Annotated in this window: 14 protein-coding genes; 3 read left to right on the top strand and 11 right to left on the bottom strand. The window is 44.4% G+C overall.

The genetic code is table 11. From position 1 onward, the window contains the following. Positions 1-107: 107 nt before the first annotated feature. Together TY87_RS11070 and TY87_RS11065 are read left to right on the top strand one after the other, a co-directional pair. The gene (locus TY87_RS11070; protein ID WP_100187123.1) at positions 108-2294 is read left to right on the top strand and encodes an OsmC domain/YcaO domain-containing protein; all 2187 of its coding nucleotides are present in this window, start codon (positions 108-110) and stop codon (positions 2292-2294) included. A gap of 117 nt (positions 2295-2411) precedes the next feature. Continuing rightward, positions 2412-3995, top strand: a complete 1584-nt coding sequence (locus tag TY87_RS11065; protein WP_100187122.1) for an ankyrin repeat domain-containing protein — start codon at positions 2412-2414, stop codon at positions 3993-3995. A 116-nt stretch (positions 3996-4111) separates the two neighbouring features. Here the strand turns inward: TY87_RS11065 and TY87_RS22915 are convergent, their stop codons facing one another. Then, a complete protein-coding gene (locus TY87_RS22915) occupies positions 4112-4243 on the bottom strand; it encodes a hypothetical protein (protein ID WP_269777509.1) in 132 nt (43 codons plus the stop codon). Positions 4244-4654: 411 nt separating this feature from the next. On the opposite strand from TY87_RS22915, the gene TY87_RS11060 reads away from it, so the two are divergent. Continuing rightward, positions 4655-5839: a murein transglycosylase domain-containing protein gene (locus tag TY87_RS11060; RefSeq protein WP_100187121.1), complete on the top strand. Its 1185-nt coding sequence runs from the start codon at positions 4655-4657 to the stop codon at positions 5837-5839. 41 nt (positions 5840-5880) lie between these two features. Here the strand turns inward: TY87_RS11060 and TY87_RS11055 are convergent, their stop codons facing one another. The 10 genes from TY87_RS11055 to TY87_RS11010 form a co-directional block, all read right to left on the bottom strand. Then, a complete protein-coding gene (locus tag TY87_RS11055; protein ID WP_100187120.1) occupies positions 5881-6963 on the bottom strand; it encodes a glycosyltransferase family 9 protein in 1083 nt (360 codons plus the stop codon). A gap of 265 nt (positions 6964-7228) precedes the next feature. After that, a complete protein-coding gene (locus TY87_RS11050) occupies positions 7229-7999 on the bottom strand; it encodes a cobalt-precorrin 5A hydrolase (protein WP_100187119.1) in 771 nt (256 codons plus the stop codon). After that, positions 7996-8736 carry a precorrin-2 C(20)-methyltransferase gene (cobI, locus tag TY87_RS11045; protein ID WP_100187118.1) on the bottom strand — a complete coding sequence of 247 codons (741 nt, stop codon included), beginning with the start codon at positions 8734-8736 and terminating at the stop codon, positions 7996-7998. Before cobI ends, TY87_RS11050 begins: the two co-directional genes overlap by 4 nt. Beyond that, on the bottom strand, positions 8733-10103 hold the full coding sequence (gene cbiE, locus TY87_RS11040; RefSeq protein ID WP_232617112.1) for a precorrin-6y C5,15-methyltransferase (decarboxylating) subunit CbiE: 1371 nt from the start codon (positions 10101-10103) through the stop codon (positions 8733-8735). The genes cobI and cbiE overlap by 4 nt, the downstream gene beginning before the upstream one ends. An 84-nt stretch (positions 10104-10187) precedes the next feature. Continuing rightward, a complete protein-coding gene (locus tag TY87_RS11035; RefSeq protein ID WP_100187116.1) occupies positions 10188-10841 on the bottom strand; it encodes a precorrin-8X methylmutase in 654 nt (217 codons plus the stop codon). Further along, the gene (locus TY87_RS11030) at positions 10838-11626 is read right to left on the bottom strand and encodes a precorrin-6A/cobalt-precorrin-6A reductase (protein ID WP_100187115.1); all 789 of its coding nucleotides are present in this window, start codon (positions 11624-11626) and stop codon (positions 10838-10840) included. Before TY87_RS11030 ends, TY87_RS11035 begins: the two co-directional genes overlap by 4 nt. After that, positions 11623-12759 carry a cobalt-precorrin-5B (C(1))-methyltransferase gene (locus TY87_RS11025; protein WP_100187114.1) on the bottom strand — a complete coding sequence of 379 codons (1137 nt, stop codon included), beginning with the start codon at positions 12757-12759 and terminating at the stop codon, positions 11623-11625. The genes TY87_RS11030 and TY87_RS11025 overlap by 4 nt, the downstream gene beginning before the upstream one ends. A gap of 4 nt (positions 12760-12763) precedes the next feature. Beyond that, entirely contained in the window at positions 12764-14137 is a 1374-nt protein-coding gene (locus TY87_RS11020) for a cobyrinic acid a,c-diamide synthase CobB (RefSeq protein WP_100187113.1), read from the bottom strand. Positions 14138-14157: 20 nt separating this feature from the next. Beyond that, positions 14158-15942, bottom strand: a complete 1785-nt coding sequence (locus tag TY87_RS11015; protein ID WP_100187112.1) for an ATP-binding protein — start codon at positions 15940-15942, stop codon at positions 14158-14160. 173 nt (positions 15943-16115) lie between these two features. Then, entirely contained in the window at positions 16116-18824 is a 2709-nt protein-coding gene (locus tag TY87_RS11010; RefSeq protein ID WP_100187111.1) for a hybrid sensor histidine kinase/response regulator, read from the bottom strand. Positions 18825-18844: the final 20 nt, after the last annotated feature.

Below are 18844 nucleotides of genomic sequence, written 5' to 3'. Positions count from 1 at the left end.
ATTTTACTCTGCCCCCCTCTATCACCGATAATTCCCGCTAATGACTCACCCCAGCCGATGAAAGGTTTTGGTAGAGCAACTCGCATCTAAAGTGGAAACCCTATTCAATGGAAATCAAAGTTAATTTTCTCGACAATCTAAGACTTGAAGCCAAGTTTGACGATTTTACCGTTATCACCGATCAACCGATCCGCTACAAAGGCGATGGTTCTGCACCAAGTCCATTTGATTACTTTCTAGCGTCTTCGGCTTTGTGTGCGGCGTATTTTGTGAAGGTCTACTGCAAGGCTCGTGATATCTCAACGGACAACATCCGTTTGTCGCAGAACAACATTGTCGATCCAGAAGATCGCTACAACCAGATTTTTCAAATTCAAGTCGAATTACCAGACGACATTTCGGACAAAGATCGCGAAGGCATCTTGCGTTCTATTGATCGTTGCACCGTAAAGAAAGTGGTACAAACTGGCCCAGAATTCAAAATTGAAACCGTTGAAAACCTAGACGCAGACGCTAACGCCATGTTGATGGGCCAACCTGATGGCGCGACGAGCACAGTGATTCTTGGTAAAGACTTACCACTAGAGCAAACCATTGCCAACATGACAGCCATGCTAGCTGATCTTGGCATGAAGATTGAGATTTCCTCATGGCGCAACATAGTGCCTAACGTTTGGTCTTTGCATATTCGTGACGCGGCGTCGCCTATGTGTTTTACCAACGGCAAAGGTGCATCCAAGGAAAGCGCACTGTGTTCTGCTCTTGGTGAGTTTATCGAGCGCTTAAACAACAACTTTTTTTACAATGACCAATTCTTTGGCACTGAAATCGCCAACAGCGAGTTCGTGCATTACCCCAATGAAAAATGGTTTGCATTAACAGAGGACGATTCCTTACCAGAAGGCATCTTGGATGATTACTGCCTAGAGATTTATAACCCAGATAATGAGTTGTTTGGCTCGCACTTGATCGACACCAACTCAGGTAATAAAGCCCGCGGCATTTGTACGATTCCTTATACACGCAAATCCGATGGCGAAACGGTTTACTTCCCGTCAAACCTCATCGAAAACTTGTTCCTAAGCAACGGCATGAGCGCAGGCAATAATCAACAAGAAGCACAAGTGCAATGTTTGTCGGAAATTCTAGAACGCGCCGTTAAACGCCAAATAATCGAAGACGAAATTGTCTTGCCAGATGTGCCAATGGAAGTGTTGGAGAAATACCCAAGCATCCTTGCTGGCATCAAGGTATTAGAAGAACAAGGTTTTCCTATCGTAGTGAAAGACGCCTCTCTTGGCGGTCAATTCCCAGTGATGAACGTCACTCTAATGAATCCGAAAACTGGCGGTGTGTTTGCTTCTTTTGGTGCGCATCCAAGTCTTGAAGTGGCGTTAGAACGTAGCTTAACCGAGCTGATGCAAGGTCGTAGCTTTGAAGGTTTGAACGATGTACCAAAACCTACGTTTAATAGCATGGCGGTCACAGAGCCAGAAAACTTCGTTGAACATTTTATTGACTCAACCGGTGTCATTTCTTGGCGCTTCTTCAGCGATAAGCACGATTATGATTTCTGCGAGTGGGATTTTTCTGGCACCAATGAAGAAGAAGCCAACGCTATGTTCGGCATCTTGGAAGAGTTAGGCAAAGAAGTGTATGTGGCTGAATTAACTGATTTAGGTGCATCGGCTTGTCGTATTTTGGTACCAGATTATTCCGAAGTGTATCCAGTGGAAGACTTGGTGTGGGACAACACAAACAAGGCTTTGGATTATCGTGAAGATATCTTGAACCTACATTCTTTGAGCGATAAGCAACTGACCAACCTAGTGAATCGTTTAGAAGACAGCCAGCTAGATAACTACACAGACATTCCTACTTTGATTGGTATCGTATTTGATGAAAATACCGTCTGGGGTCAGCTGACCATCATGGAACTGAAAATCCTAATCTATTTGGCCCTTGGTGCTCACGAAGAGGCGTTAGAACTAGTCGGTGAATTCCTACAGTTCAACGACAACACAGCCAAACGCGGTCTATTCTATCAAGCCATGAACTGTGTACTAGAAGTAACGCTAGACGAAGAATTAGAGCTTGACGACTTTATCCATAACTTCAGCCGTATGTTTGGCAAAGACGTTATTGAAAACGTTGTCGGTTCTGTCTCAGGCGATGTACGTTTTTATGGCCTCACTAAAACCAGTATGCAGCTTGAAGGCATCGAACCGCATTTACGCCTCATTGAAAGCTACAAAAAACTGCATCAAGCACGTAAAGCCAACGCAGCTAAATAGCCTCAACCAATCGAAAGGGCATATTGGAAGCCAATACCCTTTCGCTCAAGCCAACCGTTAACTGGAATTTATAGCCTCTCTGGTTTATGATTTTGTTTAAAAACTGAGGGGCTCCATATGGTCTATAGTCTTATAAATAGTACGGTAATGCTGCTATTTGTTTTGCTATCCATATCTGGCTGCTCTATGTCAGGACTGGATGCCCAAACTCGCCAGTACGTCGCTCTCTATCAACTGGGTGAGCCGTTTAAAGACGCCACAGACGCTCAAGCCGTAAAGCTCATCAATACCACAAGCAACTCAGAGCAAATCACCTTAGGTGGTATCATTGGTCTCTGGGATCAACGACCCGCCTTACTAGACGCTGCGCTATCAAAAGGATTTCAACCTAACCAACCAATATCGAATCGTCTGTTTGTCAGCTATCCACAAAACGACTTCACCAAACCATCACCCTTATTTGCTGCTTACGCTGTAATGCCATTGCCCCCTATAGGATCAGCGATTGATAATCGGGCTCAACTCACCCCCACCATGTTGGTGCGTGACATGACATCGTTTGAACGCTTGATGGCCGCTGGCGCAGATTACAATCCAACAACACTGAACATCGCTTTAAAAGTGGCCACAATCTACGGTGAAAGTCCTAAACTGGCTGAGCATTTATTGGCTATGGGTGGGAATTTGCAGGCTGACTTGAACGCTGACATCCCTCCCCTAATTATTTCACTTGCCAGCCAAGGAAAGCCACAAATGATGTTATGGTTATTGGCGCAAGGGATCGATCCTAATAGCCGCTATAGCACACCTGCGAATCGCCGTTATTACGACCTATCCGGAGGAGCACCATTTTACAGCTATTTATTGGACGCTACGCCTCTCTACTTTTTACCAACCTACACACCAGATGACAGCAGCCGAAAACGTGCCATTGAAATGGCGAAAGTGCTCATTGATGCAGGCGCGAATGTCAACAGCACCGCAACCTTCAGTTATAGTATACGAAATGATAACCCTATCACTGGCTGGACCCCTTTACACACCTACCATATTCACCTCAACCAAACCTACGGCAACCCAGAGTTAGTCAACTTTCTGATTGCAAACGGCGCCAATCCTCAAGCACTCACTAGCAAGGCACAAACACCATTACAAGTTACGGGGTTAATGGAACGCACCCAACAGCAAATCGTCGATTTAGACAACCAACGCCGTCGTCAAATAGAACAACAAAACGCTCAAGCAAAACAACAAGAACAAAACGATTCAGGCAATATCTTTGGTAAAGTGATTGCCATCACCGGACTGACCGCTGTCGGCGCAGCTGCCAGCAATACTGGCGTTGACTCAAGCTCAGTGGTGGACATTGTCGGTGGTGGTATTGCCGATATAATGACTGACGGACGTGCTGGCGGCCTTCAGCAAGCACAACAACGCCAGCAGACTCAAGCGAATACCGCCGCACAAAATAACACCTCAACCTCACTCAAACCGGCAGCCAATTTCCAAACAGAAACCTATCGAGTCAGCTGCCCTTCAGGCGTAAGCAACGACATCCCCCTACGCTACAAAACTCAACAGTGCCGCACCGCGATGATAGACTTTGCTAAAGCGTACTCTTGCAACGACTACCAACGATTCGAACAAGTGCATGCTGCCTGTGATCAAGCCTGCGGCTCTGTCAACTGCTTACAAGAATAGATCGAACAGGGGGAAAGGGAAAAAGTAAGCCATAAAGATTCAGGAACAATATCAATTGATACAGTTCCTGAATCTGTAAAATATTAAGAAGGCTCTACTTTCGCTTGGTCTCTTGCCTACTCTTCACGGTGAGTGATTTTACGATATAGAACCGTCACCCAAGTAGAACTCAACACGATGAAAGCCGAATACCCAGCCACATCTTTGATTGCTTCATCCCGAAAAAAGCTGTACCTAATACTAGCCAAAGAGCTTGACCTTCATGTAAACACCACCATCTGATACTAACTTTTGAAGAAAAATTTAGTCCAAACTCAACCTATTCAAAAGAAATATTCTAGGTGAAAGTCGAGTGATATGAGAATGAATGAAGCTCATCAAGGTAGAGAAGTGACTATTGAATAAACATAAAAACTTGATCAAGAAAGCTTAATCGAACTTTATGAGACTATCCTATTAAATTTAACCCATAAGTGAATAGCATTAAGCCTTCGGGGTTCGCTTTTTTATTCGTATCATATAATAAATCTAGTATTTACTAGTTTTCCACCCAGAGAGATGATTCTGATATAATTTTGACTCTAGCTTTTTAGGCTAAAATGCTTTAGCGGCAAGACTGTCGTTCTTCAATATCGTTTATTTATATGAGTAACAACTGAATGTTTCATAGTATCGTGCGCCAATCTTCCCTTGTATCAATTGGTATTTTATTACTAACATTAAGTGGCTGCGAATCCATTCCGTTATCTTTCGACTCAGCAGATTCGGTAAAGCTGTTATCAAAACAGATAAAAGAAGCAGATGATCTTGACGATGTAAAAGCCATCGCCAAACAAGCAAAAGTCACTAGAGACTTAGTAAGAGCAGATATTAAAGCGATTAAAGCACTATATGCAGAGCTTGACCAACAAGTTAATAAAAAATGGGGCAAAGGTAATAGCGAACTGCCCGAGAAGAAAAAGTACGTAAAATACACCAACGACTACCAAGCAAGAACCATTGTAGACTTTGAAAAAGGCACAGTGCGTGTCGAAACGCTAACCACGAATTCGCCTCTCGACACCTTAAAACAAGCCGTAACAACCACACTACTCACAACTGCCGATCCAACCAAAACCGATATTTTCTCTAGCGACGTACCAGATACAGAAGGTGTCCCCTTTTTGTATCCACAAGTTATGGACCATGATGGCAAGCTAGTGCAATATCGTTGGCGTGCACAACGTTACTCAGATTATCTTGTAACTAATAAACTAAAAAAATCCAACTCGAACGGCAAAACAGTCTATGCAGTTGAATTCAATCTTGTTGCTCAGCACGAACACCTACGCCAAGAAAAATACAGCCAATATGTAATCGCCGCTGCTAAACGCTACAACTTATCTCCAGCCCTGATCTACGGCATTATCGAAACCGAAAGCTCTTTTAACCCTTACGCCGTCAGCCCAGCGAACGCTTATGGTTTAATGCAAGTGGTACCAGCCACCGCAGGTCGAGACGTTTATAACCTAGTGAAGAAAAAATCTGGCGAGCCAAGCAAAGAAGTACTTTTCTCTCCAGAAAATAACATTGATATCGGCAGCGCTTACTTACATATTTTACAGACGCGCTATCTCGTAAAAATCAGCAACAAAGTCAGCCAAGAATACTCAATGATTTCTGCTTACAACGGTGGTACTGGTAATGTATTAAAAACATTTGATACTGACCGAACACGCGCAATGAACAAAATAAACCAAACATCCACCAGCAATGTGTATAAGAAACTAAGATACGACCACCCGAGAACGGAATCTCAAAATTACCTAGAGAAAGTCACCAAAGCTAAGAAAAACTATGAGTAATAGTAGTAAGACTCTTCAACGATCTTAAATATGGAATTAGATTAGATTTTCATATCATTTTTTGCCAACACTAATTGATGCCAATCGAAGTCAGATACGTACCCCCTATCAACTTCATTCGCCATCTCTTTATAAAATACAGTTCTACTGTTATCTGACAACGGTTTCCAGCCTTCATAATTTGCAATATTGTCATGATATATGGCTAAGGTTGGCGTATTTAATGCAGATGCCATATGAACAACGGACGTGTCTGGTGTAAAGCAGAGGTCACATTTCGAAAGAATAAAAAGACTAAGATCCAAGCTTGGGTCCTGCTTCGGAAGAAAAACATTTTTATTAGAAAATATCGATTCCAATTTAGCTAAAAACTCCATTTTCCCAGGAACGGGTATTAATATTATTTTTTCATCAGGCCATTCAGCCAACCAGTTATTAATAAGCTTCACAGCAGAATCAAATGAAAATGATCTATATTTATTTGCACCAAATAAATTGAAAGCAATAGTCTTTCTTTCGAATTTTATAAAATCAAAGTCTTTATCTATTTTAGGAGGTGGAATCCTTGTAGAAACTACATCTTTACCTAAGATAATTGATGCAGCTTTAATTTGTCGATCTTTACTGCTCTTAAACCCTTCAGGTATTACTATATCAAACATAGAACTCTTAGCATATCCAATATTAATTTTTGGATTAAGGCTGCGTAGTATCTTTATATCTTTAAGGTCAAGACTATGTTTTAACTCAACGGCTACATCAAAGTAATTTGAAAATTTATTAAAGAATTCTGGCGATAACTTTTTTTTATGTTCACACTCTATTATCTTAACTTTTTCACTTATCTTTTTAACCCATTCATTAACTAAAGTACTGGAAGAGAATAATGTCAGTTCAATATCAGGGCTATTTTTTTCTATTATATCAATAAGACTACACATCATGATGGCATCACCTAACTTTCCATCATAGCGGAGTAATGCTACTTTTTTAACAGAAGATAGATCTATATTACTTTTATTTTTCTTTCTTTTTCTAGAAAAAAGCACTGTGAAATAAAGTATTTTTAACCTTCTAGATTCATCCCTTAAATATCGAGTTACTAATTTCAACTTATTCAACATATTACTTTACCTAAAAATAAAAACTTGTAGACACTATCAAAGCTTTTTCTAAACTAAGCCTTAATCTATATGAAATCAGAATCTTCTAAAGCTGATAATGATTCAAAAACTAATCAAGGGTGAACAATACCAGATTTGAAATAAAAATTAACTATGAAGCCGCAACCAAACCGTAAAAATGCTAATAAATAACTTTCAAATATGGAAAAACAAACCTTCAAGTGTACTTATTAGAGACTCATGAACACTAGCGTTTAAACTATTTCTAATGAAACCCTCTCGCCACCGCACATGTCGCTTTGGCGTTTTTGATTTTATTCAATATAAGTTCTGGTTCTGTGCCAGTTTTATTTTGAATAGCTAAAAGCGCGGCGGATTCCGCGACGCCGTAAACGCCGACGGTGTTGAATATGTAATCGGATTTAGTACTTAGAAGAGATTCCATTGGGGAGAGTTCTTGTGCACTGTAGGTGTTGAAATCCCAGTGGTATTTTGCCGCGAGGGCGATGAGGTTGGTCTCGTCGGCCTTGATGTCGATACTGTTTAGAGAGTGTATATCGTTTGGGGTTAAGCCTTTTTGCGCTAGGGCGTCGAGCATGAGGCTTTCGAGGAATTCCAGTGGACAGTTGCGTTCACAGCCCATTCCCAAGGAGTAAATAGGATTCAGGTAAGGTTTCGCCGTGGTCATCACCAGCTGTGCACCAAGGGATTTTGCCACTTGTGCGCCCCACTCGTTCGCACCACCTTCATGACCCGATAACAGCGGAATGACGAACTTACCTTCTTCGTCCAATACCAAGACTGGCGGGTCTTGATACTTGTCTTGAATCACTGGTGCGAGGGTTCGCATAACGATGCCAGTGGCGCAGATGAACACCAGCCAATCACCGTTTTTAAACGCCATTTGCACGAACTCGGCAAAGGGTTTTGGCTTGTAGTCGACTATCGCATCGGGCCAATGATTCAGCTGACCTTTAGACAATAGCTTTTTAGCCAGACTTTCGCCTGCTGGCGTTAACGCGATAAAGCGTATCACCGAGTGCCTCGCTCACTTTTGGTCACCACGAACAAGGAGAAATACGGCCCAGCTTTGTCTTCCAAGGTCGACACATCGCGCACAATGCGTTCGTTTTCACGACCAATGTATTCAAGGTATTTCGCGTCTTGCATACGATTAGTTTTACGCAGCGCCATGAGAATACGCGGACGCGCACGCCCAGCTTTCATTATTACCACGCTATCATGTTGCTCTAGTGCCATATCTATTTGCTGTGCAGTATGACGACCACTCACCACAGCGAAGGATTCTTTCAATACGGTTAACGGATGATTCAAGGCAGACGATGCAGCATTGATTGACGACACACCGGGCACAACTTGGCATTGGAAATCGCTTTCTAGACGCTCTAATAAATAAGCGAAAGAACCAAAAAACAACGGGTCGCCTTCACACAAGAAAACCACGTCTTTGCCTTGTGATAATTCGTCGGAAATGGCTTTTGCACCATTGTCGTAGGCTTCATTTGCCAATGAACGATCCGTCGACATCGGCATCACAATAGCAATTTCGTTCTGCGCATGAGTCACGCCAGCAAAGGCTTCGCTGGCGATGGTTTTTGCTTGGGAACCATCTTCGTCGTTGGCAAGGTAACTCACCACACTAGCACGCTGAATCAAACGTAACGCTTTTAAGGTGATCAATTCTGGATCACCGGGACCTACGCCCACACCAATGAATCGGCCTGTTTTTTGAGATGTTTCCGAGGCACTCATTGTACGCTTTCCTTATAAATTGTCTTATTGTCTATCTTGATCATGTGTTCTGCAGAATGCTTTTTAAAGTGATGGAGTGTAACAGGCAGATTGGGTCGAAATAACCGCTGCCCTGCTAATCGCTCGCCTTTGGCAATCGATACTTGTAAGCTTTGTTCGTCTGCGTCTTGCGCGTCATCACGCTGTTGCGCGAATTGCATCGCTTGGTATTTTGTTTCTTCAGTAACGGCGCTTACCATTAAACTGCCGCCAGCAGGCAATAGATCCCAAACCTGCGTCATCAAGGCATTTAATTCGCCATCACTACCACCAATAAAAACTTTATTAGGCTTGCCGTGTTGTTCGTTGTTACCAGCAAGCAAATTGCCTGCAAGTAAATCCACCAGCACATCTGGCGCGCGGCCCGCGACAATAGATAGATTCTGCATGACGCCAAAACGGTCTTGGTTAGCTGTTAAACAGGCTAATCTATCTGGATGATGTTCAATGGCAATAATCTGACTACGCGGATGCCAATACGCCATTTCCACACTCACGCCACCGCAACCCGCACCAATGTCCCAAACTATGTCGCCTTGCTCGATGTTCATGTAAGACAAAATCGCCAAACGCACTTCTCGCTTGGTAATCATGCCTTTGCCATCGCCTTTGTCGGTAACGAAAGACGTGTCAGGAATACCAACAGAGCTTGGATAACGTGAAGGTTGCTGGCTGATTTTCAACACAACCACATTAAGCGGATCCCATTCTATTTCTGTATCTAATAAAGACTTGGCACTAAAAGTACGGACTTTTTCTTGTTCATACCCCAAGGCCTCACACACTGTGATCTCACTTTGATCAAGGCCTGCTTGCACACATTCTTGCGCAATGTGTTGGGGTTGACTGAATTGGTCCGTCAGCAACACCAAGGTCTTATTCGACTGCAAATAACGACGTAACGAAGCCAATGGACGACCGTGCAAACTCACCGCTTGCACCTCTTGCAAGGACAGACCAAGACGATGACAGGCCGCTTGAATACTGGAAACATTCGGATAAAAGCGTAGATTTTCAAGCGAAAAAGTACGCATCAACCAAGCGCCAATGCCGTAATACAGCGGATCGCCAGAAGCTAACACCACCACCTGCTTCGCCCCTTCGGATTGCCAATTGGCAAAGGCTTCTTTCAACATGCTGAGTTTGGGCAGATCTTCACGACGAGCCAGATGAGCACAGTGTGTGATGGTGTCATGCTGACGCGGAGCACCTAACACAACATCATGCGCCGACAAGCTCGCCAAAACCGCTTGCGCCGCCTCATCCAAATGCGCCACTTGATTAACACCCAGACCGATAACATGGATTGGCATTTGTGTGTGTTTCATAAACCTACTTCCATTCAATGCCATTACATTAAGCTAGGTGGATTAACGAAAATAAAAAACGGATACCAAGGCTCATGGAATGCATTAATAATACTCGCCAATATTACAGCGCAACAAAGCATTACAGCTGGCCGATGTCACGGCGCTGCCCCCCATTCGCCCTAGCAAGGTGATGCATTCAATACCCAGTTTCTCATGGGCTTCCCACAGCGCCTCTTTCGATTCCGCCGCGCCGACAAAGCCCACCGGCATACCAATAATCAAAGCGGGTTTAGGGGCACCTTGTTCTATCATTTCCAATAAACGAAACAAGGCGGTTGGCGCATTACCGATTAAAACCACGCTGCCAGCCAGTGCTTCTTGCCATAAACTCAGCGCCGCCATAGAACGGGTTTCTCCTTTGCTTTTTGCCAATTCCGCCGTGCGAGGATCATTCAAAAAGCACAAGGGCTCTCGCGCTATCATGCGTTTGGTCACGCCTTGCTTGACCATTTCCACGTCGCACAAAATCGCGCAGTTATTCGCCAGTGCTTCACGTCCCGCTTGGGTTGCATTCGCACTAAATCGCACTTGCTCGGCCACATCTGGCAAGCCAAGGCTGTGTACCACACGCATAACGACTTGCTGCTGATCTTGACTCAAGCTAGACAAATCAGTTAATTCACGGATTTGGCGAAAGCTGTCGTTCTCAATGGCTTGAGGGTTGTTTTCGTATTTATAGTCGTCTGAAGAAGTCACTGTTGGCTGTCTTTTTGTTGATGCTTAATATGGATAGAAGCGTTGCCCCAAGCTGCTAAACAGGCTTGCAAGCATTCTTCTGTGTCACTAAATTCACGCTCGGCGTCGGGTAAGATTGGCCGGGCATGCAATAAAACAGGAATCGATAATTCGCGCGCGGCTTCGAGTTTTGAATACGTCGCCGAGCCACCACTATTTTTACTAACAATTACATCGATGCCATGATCCACTAATAATTGACGCTCGTCTTCTAAGGCAAATGGCCCAATGGCTTTTATCCAATCGATGTTGTCAGGCAGAGAAAACTCGGGTTCAACCGCGGTTCGCCAAACAATGCGTTCAATACTCGGCAATTGCATAATACGTTTGAGCAAAGCTTCGCTCATTTGCCCTGCGCTTAATAACGGCACTCGAAAACCATCAAGCTGAGCAAGCAAATCGGCTTCATCTTGGTAATCCTGCCAGTTGTCGTCCTCTTCTTGTTGCCAAGCGGGACGATGAAAACGCCAGCACGGAATGCCAACGTCTTTGGCTGCAATAACAGCTTTGCTGCTCATGGTTTGCGCATAAGGATGAGTCACATCCAAAATCGCGCCAATTTTGTTATCTTTTAAATACTGAACCAAACCACCAAATTGGGTAAATCCGCCTACCACCAATTGGCAATCAACCTTGGGCACGCGAACCAACCCCGCCAAGCTGTAAATGATGCTTAAACCCTCTTTGTGTAATGCGTCAGCCAAGTGACGTGCATCGGCAGTACCGCCTAATAATAAAATGTTCATGGCTCGTGCCTTTTTGTCATAGTTGAATCCAACGCTTTGCCAACAAATTGGCCTTTGCGGTCAATCGCCCAGACTTCTAATTCTATGTGAGCTGGAATGTATTTTCGTGCAAAGTCTAATGCTTGCTGACAGATGGCATCAGCAAGTGGCAAGCCTTCCGACATGGCGAACGACAAGGCTTCCACGCTGGTGTTGGCGTTTGTCATGCACTCTTGTAACTCAGCATCTGCGCCTAAACTTGCAGCCAGTTGCGCCAACGCCCCCAAGTCGATACCAGACACGCGGCTGTTTAAATCCATGTGATGCTGAGCTAACTTGCTGATCTTACCAAAGCCACCGCAAATACTTAATTTAGTCAGTTGAGCTGGTGCGGTGGATTCCACTTTTTTTATGTGTTTTAACACAGCGCCAACAAAGTCACCCATTTCGATCAAGGCCATATCATCAAGCTGATAATGGCTTTTTATCGCGTCTTCACTGGCGTTGCCTGTGGTAGCGGCAACGTGGGTCAAGCCATTCGCCCGAGCAACATCGATACCTTGATGAATAGATGCGATGTAAGCAGCACAAGAAAAAGGCCGCACAATGCCAGTGGTACCCAAAATCGATATACCACCCAAAATCCCCAAACGCGGATTCATGGTTTTTTGTGCAATTTGTTCGCCATTGATGACGCCGACAGAGACATCGAAACCACCAAGATATTGGTAGGTCTGCGCAAAGCCTTCTAAATGCTCCGTCATCATTTTACGCGGCACTGGGTTGATTGCTGGTTCGCCAACATCAAGCAACAAACCGGTTCGCGTCACAGTGCCAACACCTTGTGCCGCATGAAAACGCACGCCTTGCTCGGATGACAATCTCAGTTCAACAAATAACGTCGCGCCATGAGTCGCGTCTGGGTCGTCCCCAGCGTCTTTGATAGTGGCGGTTTTGATGCCGTTGTCTATTTCTTGGTATTCGATAATCGGTAGGTGGACCACTTTGCCTTTGGGTAAGGTGACACTCACGTTTGAATCTTGTTTTTGGGCAAAAAGTGCTTGTGCCGCGGCGACGCAACAGGCTGTCGCGCAAGTACCAGTGGTTAAACCAGTACGCAGTGGCGCGGGCGATTCAGCACTTTCTGGCCACATTGCGCTATTGTCCCTTGTCCAAAGAAGAGCGCCCCTTATCGAAGGACGAACTGCCTTGGCCTAAAAAAATCTTCGCGGTAACGTCTAGATTCGAAGGGAAAAACAGATGCAAATAACTGGCGGTCAAACCTTTCTGCTGATAAATCGCTTCGCCCGGTGCAGGATGTCGCTGACGACGACCATAGCCGACAGGTTCAGGCGTGTTAGCACTGCGAGATCGATGGTGAGCATGACCACGAATTTCACCTTGCGGAATCACCGCCGTTTGCATACCTTGGCAGCCACGTTTGCCGCGCATTGCACCTTGGCCTTCTAAAATTCCCAACATTGGATAACACTGATTATCCAAATCGGTTAAATCATCCAAGCTATACAGCATGCCACCGCATTCTGCCAAAATACCTTTGCCGGTTTGGAAAAAGTCTTTGATCGCTTGGCGCATTGTTGTGTTTTCTGACAATGCTTTGGTGTGTAATTCAGGATAACCGCCCGGTAACCAAAGCGCATCGGCATCAGGTAAAACTTGATCATGCAATGGTGAGAAAAACACCACGTTAGCGCCTAAGTTTTTTAGCGCAATCAGATTAGCATCGTAGATAAAGCTGAACGCCGAGTCTTTGGCAACCGCAATAGTTTTACCCAGTAAGCTTTGCTCAATGGTTTGTTCAGCGTCTACGTGGTTTGTAGGGTAAAAAGGCACGGCTGTAGGTAATTCAAGTAAGCCTGTATCTTGGGTTTCTTTGAGCCATTCAACAGCGGCTTCGAAACGAATTTCTAGTTCATCTTTCACTTCGTCCGCTTGCACCAAGCCCAAGTGACGTTCTGGCAAGGTAATCTCTTCATCACGCTTTAAGGTTGCAAGCAAAGGCAAACTTGCTGGTAGCGCATCGCGGATCAATTCCGCATGGCGTTCGCTGCCACATCGGTTGGCAATTAAACCTGTCACTTGTACATCATCACGGAAGTTCGCCAAGCCAGTCGCTACTGCGGCGGCGGTTTGTGCCATGCCTTTGACATCCATAACAATCGCCATGGGGATACCAAATCGGGCTGCCAAATCAGCACTGGAGGGTTCACCATCAAACATGCCCATAGCGCCTTCTACCAAGATCAAATCCGCCACTTGAGCAGCTTGGTAGAGTTTATCTTGGCAATAATCTTCGCCTGCCATCCAGATATCCAGCTGTTCAACTGGCTGCTTGGATGCTTGCGCTAGAATTTGTGGATCAAGGTAATCTGGACCCGTTTTAAAGACACGAACCGCTTTACCTTGATTGGTAAAATAACGTGCTAAGGCGGCAGTAATGGTGGTTTTACCCTGATTCGACGCAGGCGCCGTCAAAAATAACGCAGGACAATGAACAACGGAAGTGGTCATAAAGCAGTCTCTAAAAGTGTCTAAAAGTTCTCTAAAAGAGAGCTCAATAAAACGTATTGTGCACCCAAATGCTGGGCAATATCCTGACCTCGGCCACGCTTAACCGGCGCGTTTTCAGTATCGATCAGTACAGTGTTGCCCTGTAAAACAAGATCGGACACATCAGCTTGGGTGCGACCATCGGTCAATATGTAAGTTTGGCTGTGCAAGCCAGTGGTTGTCTTATGTTGTTGCGCCAAATACTGACTGGCGTTTTCTATGGCAACGCGAAACGGCGTACCGCCACCAGCACCTAAATCATCAAGTAAGTCTGAGATTTCTTTTGGCGCACGGACTTTTGGCAAAATCGACGACACACCGTCCTGCCCAAAACCTAAAATCGCAATCTGTTCTCGGGCTAAATACGCACGGTTGGCAATGTCTAAAATTACCCCCTTGGCTTGAGCAAAAACGCCTTGGCTCAAGGTTGATGCCGACGTATCTAACAACACCAAGTGCAAAACAGATTGACCCGTTTTGGCTGGCTTATGCGTCAGGTTTTTCGGCGGCCATTCTTGTGGGTGACTAACGATGCTGCGAAACCAATCAATGCCATCCGCTGATTGAAGATCAACAGATGACGCAACATCAGGACGATAACCGCCCAATTGCTTGCCTTTGCGCTTTCCCGGCGTCACCTCATCAATACGAGTGCGAGTTGAATTTCTTTCGTTCAACTCGTCATGAATGGCGACACGAATCGGCGCGCTACTAGCAAGTGCTTGTGACTCCATACTTCCCCACTCACCTGAACCATTTTGCTCATTTGTCTGATTGTCTTTAGAGCTTTCTTGATCTTGTGGCTGATCACCTTTATTTAGTGAAGGCGAACGTGAATGATCAGGACGACGAGACGGTGGTGGGCTTGGAGGCTGTGACTGGTTCTGAGTTTTAGCTTGACGTCTATGTGCCAATACCAAATCTTCCACCGCTTGAATATCGTCCAAAGCAACGGTTTTTGCGCCACGCCAAGCAGCATGAGTCATCGCAGCTCGAATCCAAACAATGTCGCCACGCACACCATCAATATTTGCTAACTGACAGCGAGTCGCCACTTCTAAACGTAATTCATCAGAACAGCGCACTTGTGCCAAGGCTTGTCTTGCTAAACGAATGCTGTTTTTTAAATTACGCTGTTTGTATTTAAAGGCATCACAAAAGGCCTGTGAATCTTGATCGTATTCGTCTCGCAGACGGACAATCTGTACTCGCTCTTCAAGGCTATATTGATTCACTAATTCGACCATTAACCCAAAACGGTCTTTTAACTGCGGACGCAATTCACCTTCGTCTGGGTTCATAGTACCAACCAATAAGAAACGTGCCGCGTGTTCATGGCTAATACCATCACGCTCAACACGATTCACACCGCTGGCTGAAACATCTAAAAGTTGATCAACTAAATGGTCGGCAAGTAAGTTCACTTCATCGACATACAACACACCGCCGTGAGCTTTGCTCAATAAACCTGGCTTAAACGCGACGTGTTTGTCTTGCAGAACTTGCTCTAAATCGAGAGCGCCAAGCAAACGATCTTCACTGGTGCCAAGAGGTAAAGTGGCAAAAGGAACAGGCTCTTCACCTTGTAAAGCAGGCATCACCCCAGACAAACCGCGAGCCAAGGTAGACTTTGCCGATCCACGCGGACCGCTTATCAAAACACCGCCAATTTGGGGATTAATCGCACACAAAATCAACGCTAACTTCAACGGCTCTTGCCCCGCCACTGCGGTAAAAGGAAAGTCACTAGAGGCTAAACGGGTCATTGAGCTACCTGTTGCGGTTCATTAAGTTCAAAAGGAAATCATAAGCCGTCTATTGTAGGCGTTTTCCCTATGATTTGTCTTGTTTGACCTTAACTAGGCAGCAGATTCCTGTCAAACCTAAAGCCTTAAGCATGGCTTGAACAAAACGCATGCCTGTGAAGAAACGATGTGGGTTATTCGTTCTCTGTCTGATACTTATCAATCAATGTTTCTACCAATCCCAAATCAAATTGGTTGATCGCCGCTTGAAGGGCTTTTTGCTGATGCTTAGGCAATGATTGACGTAATACCTGAAATACCTCTTCGGTGGTTTGCACATCGCCACTTTGTGCAGCCAATAACAATGGCTGCCAATCTTCTGGTGTTAAATCAGGTAATAGCTCTGGTAACTCGACTGTGTGAGCGCTTTCTTCAGATTGCTCATCAGTAGCCTTTTGTGTCGCAGTGGTTTCAATGATAGGAACAAATTTCACATCAAGATGTGCCACTAAGGCTTTGTAAATATCTTCTATTTGATAAGGCTTAGCGATGACCTGCCAAAAACCATCATCCAATAGAGCTTGCTGTTCATGCACCAATGTCGATGCTGTTACCGCTATTACAGGAATCAATTGTTCCTGATCTTCTTGTTGAATGAATTTTAATAAGTCTATACCGGTTTTGTTGGGCATTCGAATATCGGTCATCACCAAGTCTGGCGGATTCGCTTTGAAGGCTTTTATAGCTTGCTCGCCGTCTTCTGCTTCAATGATCTGACAACCAGCCTTTTCTAACAAAGACACTAGAATATCTCGCGACCATTCATCATCTTCCGCCACCAAAACTCTGATGGGGTTATTAAGTCTCATATTAAGCAGTGTGTCTTGCTCATCACAGTCAGTCGCTTCGCTGTCTTCAACTTTAGACAATGGTAAATCAACTACAATTTGTGTACCGACACCCTCGCTACTTTTAACAGACAAAGTCCCGTTCATCAGTTTGACCAACGTCGTCGATAGAGACAAACCTAACCCTGTGCCGCCAGATGCCTCACCCGCTTTCCCCTGTATAAACGGCGTGAACAGGTGATCCATTAATTCGGCTTCTATTCCTGGACCTGTATCTTCGATGCTGATATGAATACGATCCTCTACAATCTGAACGGCCGCTTTCACGTAACCTTGAGCTGTGAATTTCACAGCATTACCCAGTAAGTTGGTAATTATTTGCTGGAATTTAACGGGATCTATCCAGACAAACTGCCGCTCGTCTATATCACACTCGACAATAAGCTCTAGACCTTTTTCCTGAGCTTGACCTTGAAAGAGCTTACTAATCTGACTAACTTCGCGACAGAGATTAACTTTTTGCTCGTGTAGCACAAGCCGTCCAGACTCTATTCGGGCTATGTCTAAAATGTCGTTAATCAATCCCAATAAACGATGCCCAGCACTCGCAATGGATAAAAAACGCGTTCTAGAAACGCCAGTTAATTGGTTGTCTTCACTAATCAGCTGTGCGTAGCCAATAATCGCATTTAATGGCGTACGAATTTCATGACTCATATTAGCTAAGAAATGGCTTTTTGCCTGGCTGGCTTGCTCTGCAGCTTCTTTTGCTTGCTCCAACTCCATGGACACATGTTTTTGCTCGGTAATATCATTCATGATGTCACCAACAGAGGTTGCCTTGCCATTTTCATCACGCAATAAAAAATAGGTTTCGTAGGTTGCGAAGATATGACCATCTAAGCTCTTGGCCTGCAACTCACCCTCCCAAACACCGTGCTCTCTCACATAAGGAATCACTGTTTCTTTCAGAAACTTTTGGCTAACTTCAGGATAAAATTCAAGATAATTATATTCGGCTAAAGACGCATCACTGGCCTCTTCACCCACACCAAGAAGTGAACGTATTTTTTTATTAAAATACGTAATATCGCCATCCAAAGTAGCCATGGCAAAGCCTTGCGCAGAGTTATCTGCAAAGCTTTTAAATAACTTAAGCTGGTTAAACAGGAGATGACGCTCAGTAATATCTCGGGCAATTCCTAAAGTGCCACGAAAATTGATCGAAGGTTCAATTACTGGAACTCGATGGATTTCAAATAAACACGGCTCGCCCCCATCTTTTGGGTAGCCCCAACTTTGCTCATGAGAAGTAATGCCCGTTTGTAAGGTTAAATCTCCTCTGCTTTGATAATAATCACCTTTGCCATCCAAATTTAAATCTAAATCACTTTTTCCTTTTATCTCTAGCGCAGTGAGTTGATTAAAGTCTAAAAAAGCTTGGTTACAGTCGAGGTAATTTCCTTGCTCATCTTTTGACCAGACAATATCAGGAATGTTATTTAACAAGGAGGATAAGGTAAGTTCTCGGCGACGCGCTTCTTCACGCGCAACGATCAAAGCGGTTTCAGTTTCAACTAGATGGCCTATTTCTTCAAAAATCCCAGCTACACTCAAAACACGATGGTGGCTATCTCTACGAGTAACGCTACCGCGCATCTCTATCCAAAAACATTCATTAAGATGATTCTGAATCTGTAAACGTATCGATTTAGGCGCGAGATGTGTTTCTTGTTCGAGTAACGCAGTTTTCCATGTATTGAAAGTTATTTGATCTTCTGATGATAAAAACGCCAACCAATCTTCTAGGCGCTTTGGTGTTTTTTGTTCTTCAAAACCAAGTTGCATAAAGAATTCAGAAGAAGCATATAAACGACCCGTTTCAGGAAACCATTCCCAAACGCCTGCGTTAGTAGCGAGAATCGCTCTCGAATAGCGGCGCTGTAATAGCTTAAAACGAAAAAGAAAAGCGAGTTGCAAAGCAACCAGTACAAAAGCGGTTAGGCAAAATAAACTAGCAAACACTTTGAGTAAAATGGGAAACTCTATATCCATGATAAATCCCTAAAAAACAC

The sequence above is a fragment of the Marinomonas sp. BSi20584 genome, from assembly GCF_002792415.1.
Taxonomy (GTDB): domain Bacteria; phylum Pseudomonadota; class Gammaproteobacteria; order Pseudomonadales; family Marinomonadaceae; genus Marinomonas; species Marinomonas polaris.
The sequence above is the reverse complement of the archived record's forward strand: the minus strand, read 5'-3'. Positions and strand labels throughout refer to the sequence as shown.